The sequence below is a fragment of the Micromonospora sediminimaris genome (assembly GCF_016863575.1).
GTDB classification, from domain to species: Bacteria; Actinomycetota; Actinomycetes; order Mycobacteriales; family Micromonosporaceae; genus Micromonospora; species Micromonospora sediminimaris.
Window position 1 is genome coordinate 40487 of record NZ_BOPD01000035.1, and the last position, 11829, is coordinate 52315.

Annotated in this window: 8 protein-coding genes; 5 read left to right on the plus strand and 3 right to left on the minus strand. The window is 72.0% G+C overall.

Annotated features, from left to right (window positions below; all coding sequences use genetic code 11):
* Positions 1–105: 105 nt before the first annotated feature.
* Positions 106–1953 (minus strand): dihydroxy-acid dehydratase, encoded by a 1848-nt coding sequence (gene ilvD, locus Vse01_RS24320; RefSeq protein ID WP_093401763.1) that lies wholly within the window; start codon positions 1951–1953, stop codon positions 106–108.
* Between the two features lie 110 nt (positions 1954–2063).
* On the opposite strand from ilvD, the gene Vse01_RS24325 reads away from it, so the two are divergent.
* From Vse01_RS24325 to serA, 5 genes are all read left to right on the plus strand, one after another.
* Positions 2064–4472 carry a putative bifunctional diguanylate cyclase/phosphodiesterase gene (locus Vse01_RS24325; RefSeq protein WP_093401762.1) on the plus strand — a complete coding sequence of 803 codons (2409 nt, stop codon included), beginning with the start codon at positions 2064–2066 and terminating at the stop codon, positions 4470–4472.
* Between the two features lie 185 nt (positions 4473–4657).
* Complete coding sequence (locus Vse01_RS24330; protein WP_093401761.1) at positions 4658–6529, plus strand: acetolactate synthase large subunit; 1872 nt, start codon at positions 4658–4660, stop codon at positions 6527–6529.
* Between the two features lie 62 nt (positions 6530–6591).
* Positions 6592–7107: an acetolactate synthase small subunit gene (gene ilvN / locus Vse01_RS24335; RefSeq protein ID WP_093401760.1), complete on the plus strand. Its 516-nt coding sequence runs from the start codon at positions 6592–6594 to the stop codon at positions 7105–7107.
* Between the two features lie 81 nt (positions 7108–7188).
* Entirely contained in the window at positions 7189–8202 is a 1014-nt protein-coding gene (gene ilvC, locus Vse01_RS24340; RefSeq protein ID WP_093401759.1) for a ketol-acid reductoisomerase, read from the plus strand.
* Positions 8203–8476: 274 nt separating this feature from the next.
* The gene (gene serA / locus Vse01_RS24345; protein WP_093401758.1) at positions 8477–10075 is read left to right on the plus strand and encodes a phosphoglycerate dehydrogenase; all 1599 of its coding nucleotides are present in this window, start codon (positions 8477–8479) and stop codon (positions 10073–10075) included.
* A 184-nt stretch (positions 10076–10259) separates the two neighbouring features.
* Here the strand turns inward: serA and Vse01_RS24350 are convergent, their stop codons facing one another.
* Together Vse01_RS24350 and Vse01_RS24355 are read right to left on the minus strand one after the other, a co-directional pair.
* Complete coding sequence (locus tag Vse01_RS24350) at positions 10260–10619, minus strand: hypothetical protein (protein WP_093401757.1); 360 nt, start codon at positions 10617–10619, stop codon at positions 10260–10262.
* A gap of 356 nt (positions 10620–10975) precedes the next feature.
* On the minus strand, positions 10976–11821 hold the full coding sequence (locus tag Vse01_RS24355) for an FAD:protein FMN transferase (RefSeq protein ID WP_093401756.1): 846 nt from the start codon (positions 11819–11821) through the stop codon (positions 10976–10978).
* Between the last annotated feature and the right edge of the window lie 8 nt (positions 11822–11829).

An 11829-nucleotide genomic window follows, 5' to 3' on the forward strand; every position in this document is an offset into this window, starting at 1 on the left:
GACACGGCCTGCCACCGGCACGCGACGCTGCCCCCACGCTACCCGAGCCGGGGCGGTTACGCGTGCCCGGATGGCCCGGCGCCGGCGGCCGGGCCATCCGGCCGGTCACTCCGGGACGCGACGGTAGGCGCCGTCGCTGGCGGAGGTGGCCATCGAGGCGTACGCGCGCAGCGCCGCCGACACCGGACGCTGCCGGTCGACCGGGGTGTACGGGCGGTCCCGCTTCTCCTGGGCGACCCGGCGGGCGTCCAGCACGTCGGCCGGCACGTTCAGCTCGATCGAGCGGGCCGGGATGTCGATGACGATCTCGTCGCCCGGCTCGACCAACGCGATCAACCCGCCGGAGGCGGCCTCGGGGGAGGCGTGCCCGATGGAGAGCCCGGAGGTGCCGCCGGAGAACCGGCCGTCGGTCAGCAGCGCGCAGGCCCGGCCCAGCCCCCGTCCCTTGAGGAACGAGGTGGGGTAGAGCATCTCCTGCATGCCGGGACCACCCTTCGGCCCCTCGTAGCGGATCACCACGACGTCCCCGGCGACGATCTCCTTGGCCAGGATGGCGGTCACCGCGTCGTCCTGCGACTCGTAGACCTTTGCCGGGCCACGGAAGGTCAGGCACTCCTCGGGCACCCCGGCGGTCTTCACCACACAGCCCTCCGGCGCGAGGTTGCCGTAGAGGATGGCCAGCCCGCCGTCGGCGGTGTACGCGTGCTCCCGGTCCCGGATGCAGCCGCCGGCCGCGTCGGTGTCCAGCGACGACCAGCGGTTGGTGGTGGAGAACGGCTCGGTGGTGCGCACCCCGCCCGGTGCGGCGTGGAACAGCTCGATCGCCTCGGGCCTGGCGGTGCCGCCGCGCACGTCCCAGTCAGCCAGCCAGCCCTCAAGCGTGGAGGAGTGCACCGCGTGCACGTCCCGGCGCAGCAGGCCGGCGCGGTCGAGTTCGCCGAGGATGGCCGGGATGCCACCGGCGCGGTGCACGTCCTCCATGTGGTACTGCGGCGAGTTAGGAGCGACCTTCGCCAGGCACGGCACCCGGCGGGAGATGGCGTCGATGTCCGCCACGGAGAAGTCCAGCTCGGCCTCGCGGGCGGCGGCCAGCAGGTGCAGGATCGTGTTCGTCGACCCACCCATCGCCACGTCCAGCGCTACGGCGTTCTCGAACGCGGCCCGGGAGGCGACCTCGCGGGGCAGCACCGAGGCGTCGTCGCCGTCGTACCACCGCTTGGCGATCTCCACGGCGGTGCGGCCGGCCTCGACGAAGAGCGACCGGCGGGCGGCATGGGTGGCCAGCGTCGAGCCGTTGCCCGGCAGCGCCAGCCCGATCGCCTCGGTGAGACAGTTCATCGAGTTCGCGGTGAACATGCCGGAGCAGGAGCCGCAGGTGGGGCAGGCGGACCGCTCGATCTCGCCGAGCTGCTCGTCGGTGACGGCCTCGTTCGAGGAGGCGATCATCGCGTCGATCAGGTCGATCTTGCTGTGCACGATCCCCTCGATCGCCACCGTCTTACCGGCCTCCATCGGGCCGCCGGAGACGAACACGGTGGGGATGTTCAGCCGCAGCGCGGCCAGCAGCATGCCCGGGGTGATCTTGTCGCAGTTGGAGATGCAGACCAGAGCGTCCGCGCAGTGTGCGTTGACCATGTACTCGACCGCGTCGGCGATCAACTCCCGGCTGGGCAGGGAGTAGAGCATGCCGCCGTGGCCCATGGCGATGCCGTCGTCGACCGCGATGGTGTTGAACTCCCGGCCCACCCCGCCGGCTTCGGCCACCGCGTCGGCGACCAGGCCGCCCATGTCCTTGAGGTGTACGTGGCCCGGCACGAACTGGGTGAAACTGTTCGCGATGGCGACGATCGGCTTGCCGAAATCGTCGTCGGTCATCCCGGTGGCCCGCCAGAGGGCCCGGGCGCCGGCCATCGTCCGACCGTGCGTGGAGGTCTTCGACCGCAGCTCAGGCATGTGTACCAGTCTGACACCGCCGGCGCGGCCCGGACACCGGCGTCGCGCCGTGTCCCAACAGATGCACACCCGATCCCCACAGCTGGCATCGATCCGGCAGAGTTGAGGTCGTGCACACACCCCCGGCCATGATCGGCGCTGCGGTGCTGAGCGCGCTGATCGCCCTGACGGCCGGCGTGCTGCTCGCCGCCGCCGTCCGCCGCCGGGCCGCGCCGCACCGACCGGCGTACGCGGTGCTGGCCGTCGGTGGCGCGTTCGCGGTGGTGACCATGCTGGTCGGGGCAGCCGTCGCGGTGACCATGAGCGAGCACTGGGCACACGAGCAGCACCAGCGCACCACCTGGGCCACCCTGGTGGCGCTCGGCACGGCCACCGGCGGCCTGCTGTTCTGCTTCGGCCTGCTCCGCCTGCCCGGGGTGACCGGCTCGGTGCCCTCGGCGGCCCGGCTCGCGCTGGACGGCGTGATCGTGGGCACCGCGCTGTGGTTCGTCGGCTGGGTGCTGTTCTCCGAGCCGACCCGGCTGCTCGGCGACGCGACGCCGACCGCCTGCCCGTCGATTCTGCTCGCCTCGGTCAGCGCGGCGTTGAGCGCCGGCCTCTCCGCGATCATGGTGCTCCGGGCGCCCGCGCCCCGACGCTGCCTGGCTGTGCTGGGCACCGGCATCACCGCCGCGTCGGTGGGTGGGTTGGGTGTCGCGGCCGGGCTCTGCCAGGCCGGGCCGGCACTGGCGCTGGCCGGTGCGGTGGTGCTCGCGGTGGGGCTGCTGGTCGCCGCGGTGGCGGCCTACCGCATCGATCCGCCGGGCCAACTCGCCATCGACGTGATCCGCCACGACGGCGAGTACGCCTTCGTGCCGATGGGCGCCCTGGCCGCCTCGGCGATGTACCACCTCCTGCAGGACGGCCGGTTCGACGGGTTGGCCATCGCGGCCGGCAGCGTCGAGGGCTTCGCCCTGGTCGCCCGGCAGTACCTCACCCTGCACGACGTGCGGGCCTACGCCCGCCGGCTGGCCGACCGGGAGGCGCACTTCCGGCAGCTCGCGCACACCGACGCGCTCACCGGCCTGGCCAACCGTCGTGGCCTGCTGCGGGCCCTGCACCGGTGCGCCGAGGAGCGGGTGCCGTGCGTACTGCTCGGGTTGGACCTGGACGGCTTCAAGAACGTCAACGACATGCGGGGCCACGACGTCGGCGACGCGGTCCTGGCCGAGGTGGGCCAGCGGCTGCGCGGCAATCTGCGCCCCGGTGATCTCGCGGCCCGGCTCGGTGGTGACGAGTTCGCGGTGCTCATGCGCGGAGGCCCGGCCGGGGCGGGGGTGGTCGCGGAGCGGCTGTTGCGGGTTCTCGGTGGCGCCTACGAGCAGCCCGAGGCGCCCGTCTTCCTCTCGGTCAGCATCGGCCTGGCCGGCTGGGCCGACGAGCCCGACGTCGAGCTGCTGCTACGGCACGCGGATCTGGCGCTGCGCTACGCCAAGCAACGTGGCAAGAACCGGATCGAGCGCTACGACGGCGCGTACGACCGGCTGCTGCGCCGGCGCACGACGCTGGAGCATGAGCTGCGCGGCGCGATCGAGCGCGACGAGTTGCGGCTGGTTTTCCAGCCGGTGGCCTCCCTGCCGTCGGTACGCCCGGTCGGCGCGGAGGCGCTGCTGCGGTGGCGTCACCCTGAGCTGGGCAACGTCCGGCCGGACGAGTTCATCCCGCTCGCCGAGGAGAGCGGGATGATCGCCAAGCTGGGCGCCTGGGTGCTGCATCAGGCCTGCTATCAGCTGTCCCGCTGGCTGGCCGAGGGCCACGACGTCTGGGTGTCGGTGAACGTCTCCCCGCGTGAGCTGCACGCCCCCGAGTACGTGGTGCAGGTCGCCGAAGCGCTGCGCGCCCATCACGTGCCGCCGCAGCGGCTGGTGCTGGAGATCACCGAGCACGCGGTCGCCACCGACCTCGACGAGCTGATCCGGCGGCTGACCGCGCTGCGGCTGACCGGCGTGCGGATCGCCCTGGACGACTTCGGTGCCGGCTACTCCTCGCTCAACCAGCTCCGCCGACTTCCGATCGACATCCTCAAGATCGATCATGGGCTGGTGGCCGAGCACGAGCCCGTCCAGCCGGAAGGGCGTGACGGCCCGGCCTTCGCCCCGATGGTGGACATCGTGATGCGGTTGGGCCACCAGTTCGGCCTTGAGGTGATCGCCGAGGGGGTGACCACGCCCACCGAGATGGCCGCCGTGGTGGCCGCCGGCTGCCGGTTCGGCCAGGGCGCGCTGTTCGGCTGGGGCGTACCGGCCGAACACCTGGAGGCGATGCTGGACGCGGCCACGTCGCCCGGTGCCCGTCCGGCCCGTCCCACGGCGGGCGCCCCACTTCCGCGACCCGTCGGGCCGCCCGCGCCGAGGCGGGGTGAGAGCGTCTCCGGGCAGGTCGTGCCCGGTCCGATCGGCGTGCCAGCCGGCGACGCGCCGACGTCCGTGAACCAAAATGTGGGATCAGTTGACTCATCGCGTGAGATGCGTCAGGCTTGAGCCCATGTCGTCGTACCGGTCGCTGCGAGTACTTACCTGAGCGCACTCTCCCTGACTGAGAGTGCGCTGGCCCCGTGCATCTGGCACGTGGGCCTTTTTCTTGCCGTCGAACCAATCGAACGCTGGCCCCGCCCGCGTTCCACAGTGTGAGCAGCCCCACCCACTCCAGCCGAAGGCCAACCGCCATGACGAGACCCACGCCCGAGACGCTCGCCCATTCCGCCCGGCGCGCCCGCACCGCCGCCGAGGCGTCGGGTGACGCCGACCAGACCCGCGCCGCCTCGCCGGCCGTCCCTGTGGCGCGTCCCGCCCCGGCCCAGGTGTCCGGTGCCGGCTCACTTGTGCGCTCCCTGGAGGCACTCGGCGTAGACGTCGTCTTCGGTATCCCGGGCGGCGCGATCCTGCCGGCGTACGACCCGCTCTACGACTCGACCGTGCGGCACATCCTGGTCCGGCACGAGCAGGGCGCCGGCCACGCCGCCACCGGGTACGCCCAGGCCACCGGCCGGGTCGGGGTGTGCATCGCCACCTCCGGTCCGGGCGCGACGAACCTGGTCACCCCGATCGCCGACGCGTACATGGACTCGGTGCCGCTGGTGGCGATCACCGGCCAGGTGGCCCGCCCGTCGATCGGCACGGACGCCTTCCAGGAGGCGGACATCCAGGGCATCACGCTGCCGATCACCAAGCACAACTTCCTGGTGCAGGAGGCCAGCGAGATTCCCCGGGTGCTGGCCGAGGCGTTCCACCTGGCCTCGACCGGGCGTCCCGGGCCGGTCCTGGTGGACATCCCCAAGGACATCCTTCAGGCGCCGACCACCTTCGCCTGGCCGCCCACCCTGGACCTGCCCGGTTACCGGCCGACGCTGCACCCGCACGGCAAGCAGATCCGCGAGGCGGCACGGCTGATCGGTGCCGCCCGCCGACCGGTGCTCTACGTCGGCGGCGGCGTGCTCAAGGCCGGCGCCACCGAGGGGCTGCGCCGGCTGGCCGAGCTGACCGGGATCCCGGTGATCACCACGCTGATGGCGCTCGGCGCGTTCCCCGACTCGCACCGGCAGCACCTGGGCATGCCCGGCATGCACGGCACCGTCGCCGCGGTCTACGGGCTGCAGAAGGCCGACCTGATCGTGGCGCTGGGCGCCCGGTTCGACGACCGGGTCACCGGAAAGCTGGACTCCTTCGCGCCGGACGCCACGATCGTGCACGCCGACATCGATCCGGCGGAGATCGGCAAGAACCGGCACGCGGACGTGCCGATCGTCGGCGACGCCCGGCACGTCATCGACGAGCTGGTCGCGGCGGTCACCGCCGAACGCGCGGCGGGGCGTACCACCGACATCGCCGACTGGTGGACGCAGTTGGACGACCTGCGCGAGCGCTACCCGCTGGGCTACGAGGAGCCGTCGGACGGCACCCTCTCCCCGCAGTACGTGATCAAGCGACTGGGTGAGATCGCCGGTCCGGACACGATCTACGTTGCCGGTGTGGGCCAGCACCAGATGTGGGCCTCCCAGTTCATCTCGTACGAGAAGCCGCAGACCTGGCTCAACTCCGGCGGCCTCGGCACCATGGGCTACGCGGTGCCGGCGGCGATGGGGGCCAAGGTGGGCCGGCCGGACACGGTGGTCTGGGCGATCGACGGCGACGGCTGTTTCCAGATGACCAACCAGGAGTTGGCCACCTGCGCCCTGGAGGGCATCCCGGTCAAGATCGCCGTCATCAACAACGGCAACCTCGGCATGGTCCGGCAGTGGCAGACGCTGTTCTACAACGAGCGCTACTCCAACACGGAGCTGGGCACCCACAAGCACCGCATTCCGGACTTCGTCAAGCTGGCCGAGGCGCTCGGCTGCGTCGGGCTGCGCTGCGAGACCGCCGAGGAGGTGGACCGGACCATCGAGATGGCCATGTCCATCAACGACGCGCCGGTGGTCATCGACTTCGTGGTCGGCAAGGACGCCATGGTCTGGCCCATGGTCCCGGCCGGCACCAGCAACGACGAGATCATGTTCGCCCGCGGCGTCCGCCCGGCCTTCGACGAGGACGATATCTAGGTCATGGCCGATTGCACCGAGCGCAGCGAGGGCCATGAGGACATGACAAGGAAGGCACAGCCGTGACCATTCACACCCTCTCCGTCCTGGTGGAGAACAAGCCAGGCGTGCTGGCCCGGGTCTCCGGGCTGTTCTCCCGGCGCGGGTTCAACATCGACAGTCTCGCGGTCGGCGAGACCGAGAACCCGGACGTCTCGCGGATCACCATCGTGGTCAACGCGGAGTCCTCGCCGTTGGAACAGGTCACCAAGCAGCTCAACAAGCTGGTCAACGTACTCAAGATCGTCGAACTGGACCCGGGCACCTCGGTGGCCCGCGAGCTGCTGCTGGTGAAGGTACGTGCGGACCGCAACGCCCGAGGCCAGGTCCTGGAGACGGTAAACCTGTTCCGGGCCCGGGTGGTCGACGTGGCCGCCGACACCCTCACGGTCGAGGCGACCGGCACCCCGGACAAGCTCGACGCGCTGCTGCGCGACCTTGAGCCCTTCGGCATCAAGGAGATGGTCCAGTCGGGCCTGGTGGCGATCGGGCGCGGCTCGCGCGCGATCACCGCCGGCCCGGCCCTGCGGGCCGCCTGACCCCACCTCGGCCCGGTCCGCTTGCCCGGGCCGGCCACCAGCCACGACGGGCCGCTGCGGCCGCCGTACGAAAGGGAAGTCATGAGCGTTGAGGTGTACTACGACGACGACGCCGACCTGGGCCTGATCCAGGCGAAGAAGGTCGCCGTGATCGGGTACGGCAGCCAGGGCCACGCCCACGCGTTGTCGCTGCGCGACTCCGGTGTCGACGTGGTGATCGGTCTGCCGGCGGGCTCGAAGAGCCGGCCGAAGGCCGAGGAGCAGGGGCTGCGGGTGCTCACCCCGGCCGAGGCGGCGGCCGAGGCCGACGTGATCATGGTCCTCGCGCCGGACACCGCGCAGCGTCACATCTACGCCGAGTCGATCGCGCCGAACCTCAGCGCGGGCAAGGCGCTGTTCTTCGGCCACGGGTTCAACATCCGGTACGGGCTGATCAAGCCGCCGGCCGGGGTGGACGTGGCGATGGTCGCCCCGAAGGGCCCCGGTCACCTGGTCCGCCGGCAGTACGTCGATGGCAAGGGCGTGCCCTGCCTGGTCGCCGTCGAGCAGGACGGCAGCGGCAGCGCGTTCGCGCTGGCCCTGTCGTACGCGAAGGGCATCGGCGGCACCCGGGCCGGCGCGATCAAGACCACCTTCACCGAGGAGACCGAGACCGACCTCTTCGGCGAGCAGGCGGTGCTCTGCGGCGGTGCGGCGGCACTGGTGCAGACCGGTTTCGAGGTGCTCACCGAGGCCGGTTACGCGCCCGAGGTGGCCTACTTCGAGTGCCTGCACGAGCTGAAGCTGATCGTGGACCTGATGTACGAGGGCGGCATCGCCCGGATGCGTTACAGCGTCTCCGACACCGCCGAGTACGGCGACCTCTCCCGTGGGCCGCGGGTCATCGACGGCCGGGTCAAGGAGGAGATGCGCAAGATCCTCGGTGAGATCCAGAACGGCGAGTTCGCCCGCGAGTGGGTGGCCGAGGACGAGGCCGGGCGGCCCAACTACAACAAGTGGCGCAGCGAGGGCGCGGCGCACCCGATCGAGGAGACCGGCGCGAAGCTGCGCGGCATGATGAGCTGGGTGGACCGGCCGATCACCGAGACCGCCTGAGCGCTTTCCCCAACGGCACCCGACCCCGGCGTTCTCCCCGACGCCGGGGCCGGGTGCCGTGCTTTCTCCACGTGGTAAACGATCGTTAACACGCACGTCACGTCCGGTTTGTGAGGGCACTCACCCCGCGCTCCGGGGCGCGCCGGGCGGCCCGCCCCCTACGATCGCGGGTAGGTGCTCCAGGCGGCACCTGACGGCCATGGCCCGGAGCGCGCCGGGCGCAGCGCAGCGCCCAGCCCCCGGCCGACCGCTCTGACGACATCTACGAGGACCAATGACTCCTGTCGTACTGATCGCCGAAGAACTCGCCCCCGCCGCCATCGAGGTGCTCGCCCACGACTTCGACGTCCGGCACGTGGACGGCACCGACCGCCCGGCCCTGCTCTCGGCGCTCTCCGAGGCCGACGCCGTCATCGTCCGCAGTGCCACCCAGATCGACGCCGAGGCGATCGCCGCCGCTCCCCGGCTCAAGGTCGTCGCCCGGGCCGGTGTCGGCCTGGACAACGTCGAGGTACCGGCCGCCACCGCACGGGGCGTCATGGTCGTCAACGCACCCACCTCCAACATCGTCTCCGCCGCCGAGCAGGCCGTCGCGCTGCTGCTCGCGGTCGCCCGCAACACCGCCAGCGCCAGCGCAGCGCTCAAGGCGGGGGAGTGGAAGCGGTCGAAGTACACGGGTGTGGAGCTCCAGGGCAAGACCGTCGGCGTGGTCGGTCTCGGCCGCATCGGCGTGCTGTTCGCATCCCGGATCGCCGCCTTCGGCACCCGGCTCATCGCGTACGACCCGTACATCCAGCCGGCCCGGGCCGCGCAGCTCGGCGTACGCCTGGTGGGTCTGGAGGAGCTGCTGCGGGAGAGCGACTTCATCTCGATCCACCTGCCGAAGACCCCCGAGACGGTGGGCCTGATCGGTGAGAAGGAGCTGTCCATCGTCAAGCCGGGCGTGCGGATCGTCAACGCCGCCCGGGGCGGGCTGATCGACGAGCAGGCCCTCGCCGACGCGCTCGCCGAGGGCCGGGTCGCCGGTGCCGGGGTGGACGTCTACGCCAAGGAGCCGTGCACCTCCTCGCCGCTGTTCGCCTTCGACAACGTGGTGGCCACCCCGCACCTGGGCGCCTCCACCGCCGAGGCGCAGGACAAGGCCGGCCTGGCGGTCGCCAAGAGCGTGAAGCTCGCACTGCAGGGCGAGTTCGTGCCGGACGCGGTAAACGTGCAGGCCGGCGGCGTGGTCGCCGAGGACGTCCGGCCGCTGCTGCCGCTGGCCGAGAAGCTCGGCCGCGCCTTCACCGCGGTGGCCGGCGGGGTCGCCGCCAGCGTCACCGTCGAGGTGCGTGGCGAGATCGTCGAGCACGACGTGTCGGTGCTCAAGCTCGCCGCCACCAAGGGACTGTTCAGCTCGGTGGTGGAGGAGCAGGTGACCTACGTCAACGCGCCGCACCTCGCCGCGCAGCGCGGGGTGGAGGTGTCGCTGGACACCCAGACCGAGACCGCCGACCACCCCGTCCTGGTCACCGTGCGCGGCGCGCTGCCCGACGGCCGCACGGTCAGTGTCTCCGGCACCGTCACCCAGGCCGGCACCCGCGACGTCATCAAGCTGACCGAGGTGGACGGCTTCGACGTGGAGATCGGTGCCGAGGGCATCCTGCTCTTCCTCCGCTACGCCGACCGCCCGGGCGTGGTCGGCACCGTCGGCACCCTGCTCGGCCAGGCCGGCGTCAACATCGCGGCGATGCAGGTGGCCCGCCGGGAGGCCGGCGGTGAGACGCTGATGACCCTCACCGTGGACCAGGCGCTCGGTGCCGACCTGCTCACCTCGGCCGCCGACTCGATCGGCGCCACCTCGGCCAGCGCTGCCGACCTGCGCGACGAGTAGCCACCCGAACGCTCCAGACACGCCACGACGGGGCCCGGCCTACGGCCGGGCCCCTCGTCATCCGACCGCCGGGCAAGGCGTCGGGTCGTCGCATCCGCCGTGGCGGCGGCTTTGCCGTACTGACCGAAAGGCCCGCGCGACCCACGTTGTCGTCGTGGGTCTGCCGTCCGGCACGGCGGGTCGGTCAGCCGGGCAGCCGGACCCCGGGCGGCGGGTACACCGAGCCGTCCTGGGCGTCGAACAGCATCAGCCGATGCTCGCCGGCCAGCCGCTCGATGTCGAGCAGCACCTGGTCAGGGCAGGCCGGATCCAGGTTCAGCTCGATGTGGTCGGCCGCCTTGTGCAGCGGCGCCACCGCCCAGGGAGTGCTCGGGCCGGCCGGCTGGTCGGGGTAACGGGCGGTGATCGCCCGGTAGAAGGCCACACATCGTGGGTCCGGTTGACGCTCGTGGTGCCGGCCGCTGCGGCACTGCTGCACCGCCGCTCGTACATCCTCGGGCGTTGCCCCGTCCGCCAGGGCCCACACGCTCAGATCGAAACTCACGGCGGACAGCGTGCCATCTGCGGTTCACCTTGTCGAAAGGGCCCTGCCGCAGGCTAATGCCGGAGTACCAGGTTTGCGCAGATACTCCCCTGTGGAACCCTTGCCGCGAAACGCGTCAATTCGATAACGTACGGGTGCGGTCACCTGCCGAGCACGTGGCGCCGGCCCGTCTTCGGGTGGCGAGGTCGACGCCCGGCCGAGCGGCCCGCACCCCTCGATTGCGCGAGCCACGCGCACTCGTCGTCGACCGGCCTCCACGGTCGTTGCCGCGACCGTGGAGGCCGATCGCTGTTCCTGCCGCCGGTGGCCGACTGGCCGCCGCCGAACCCTCGGCTGGCCACGCGGAATCGGGCGGCTCAGCGCGGTGCGGCGAAGAGCACCCGGTAGTCCGACTCGGGGCGGAACCAGGCCAACCCGGCCGGTCCGGCGGCGTAGAGGGCGGTGGCGTAGGCGTCGGCGACCGCGAGGTCGGGCCCGATCACGGTGGCCGCGACCAACTGGCCGGCCGGTTCGCCGGTGTGTGGGTCCACCACGTGTCCCTGTCGTCCGGTCACCCCGGAGGTGCCGAGCGCACCGGCCGTCATCTCCAGTAGCAGCGGTGCCCGGCCCCGGTCCGTGGGATGGTGCACCGCGACCCGCCACGGGCCACCGTGCGCGGCCTGGCCGCGTACCACCAGGTCGGCGCCGGTGAGCACGGCGTAGTCGTGGATGCCGGCCTCGCGCAACCGGGCTGCGGCCCGCTCGACCGCCCACCCGCCGAGCAGGCCGCCCGGGTCGAAGCCGCCGGGCACCGCCCACGCGTCGAACCAGCCGTCCGTGGCCGCGCGCATCGCGGCGCAGCGGTCGACCAGGTCGGTCAAGGGTGGGTACGACTCGGGGCTGATCTCTCCCCGGCGCAGCCGGGACACCAGGCTGTCCGGGCGGTTCGGGCCGTATGTCAGGTCGATCGCCCGCAACTCGGCCACCGCGTCGCGCAGCGCCTCGCCGGTGCCGCGCCGGCCCAGCCACTCGGGGGCGTTCAGCAGCAGGGTGTACGCCGCCGTCGAGGTGCGGACGGTGTGCCGGACGGCGATCCGATCCCCCGCCACCAGATCGGCGCGGTCCGGCCGTTGCTCCCGGGCGCCCAGTCGCAGGTCGGGCCGGCGGAACCGAAAGACCGTTGGGTCCACCCAGCGGGTTCGTGGTTGTTCATCGGTCCACATCGCGTCCG

Coding starts and splice junctions, on each gene's coding strand:
- ilvD (WP_093401763.1), bottom strand. CDS start 1,953: ATGCCTGAGCTGCGGTCGAAGACCTCCACGCACGGTCGGACGATGGCC.
- ilvC (WP_093401759.1), top strand. CDS start 7,189: ATGAGCGTTGAGGTGTACTACGACGACGACGCCGACCTGGGCCTGATC.
- Vse01_RS24330 (WP_093401761.1), top strand. CDS start 4,658: ATGACGAGACCCACGCCCGAGACGCTCGCCCATTCCGCCCGGCGCGCC.
- serA (WP_093401758.1), top strand. CDS start 8,477: ATGACTCCTGTCGTACTGATCGCCGAAGAACTCGCCCCCGCCGCCATC.
- Vse01_RS24355 (WP_093401756.1), bottom strand. CDS start 11,821: ATGTGGACCGATGAACAACCACGAACCCGCTGGGTGGACCCAACGGTC.